Raw genomic sequence first — 602 nt, 5'->3', positions numbered from 1 at the left:
TATATCAATATGTTTTTTAATATGCAAAAATTCTAAAATATTTAAAAAAGCATTAGGTATGTAAAATTGATCTAAACTAAGTTGTAAAAAATGATTCATATTATGCATAGAAAAAATATCATTATCTTTAATCAAATCATCTTTATTTAGATTAAATAACATAACCCCACCAAAACCCAATAAGCTTAAATTTTTTAAATTCTCTAAAGCTTTTCTTTTTTCTAAATCAATTTGAAGTATTTTTTGCATTGTTTATCCTTTTATTTTAATTTTACTTTAAATATTTTTTTGTTTTGATTAAATTACTCTTTTATATTATGCTCTTTAGCATAAGCTAGTATTTTAGCTCGAAGTTCTTGTGGAAAATTATATCTATATATGGCAGGAATTCTTGGATCAAGGAGTTTATCAAGTTTATGTCTTTTATAATACCATTCTAGATTTTCAGGGGTAAAATAATAAGGTGCATTAGGATAGCCTTGAGGTGGAGTTAGGGCTGCTAGTTTGGCAGTTAAAATCATAGAATCTATTCTTAATTGTGCACTTTCTTCACTCCGATCATTTGGAATATCATAACCATAGGCATTTACCATGCCATTATA

General features: G+C 25.6%; 2 pseudogenes. Both read right to left on the bottom strand.

The window, feature by feature from the left end:
* Positions 1 to 249, bottom strand: a pseudogene (locus tag L8Y18_RS08625) (hypothetical protein); the annotation flags it as partial.
* A 53-nt stretch (positions 250 to 302) separates the two neighbouring features.
* Positions 303 to 602 (bottom strand): annotated as a pseudogene (locus tag L8Y18_RS08620) (hypothetical protein); the annotation flags it as partial.

The sequence above is a fragment of the Campylobacter sp. CNRCH_2007_0968H genome (assembly GCF_025773245.1).
GTDB classification, from domain to species: domain Bacteria; phylum Campylobacterota; class Campylobacteria; order Campylobacterales; family Campylobacteraceae; genus Campylobacter_D; species Campylobacter_D lari_D.
This window is presented reverse-complemented; position numbering and strand designations above follow the sequence as displayed.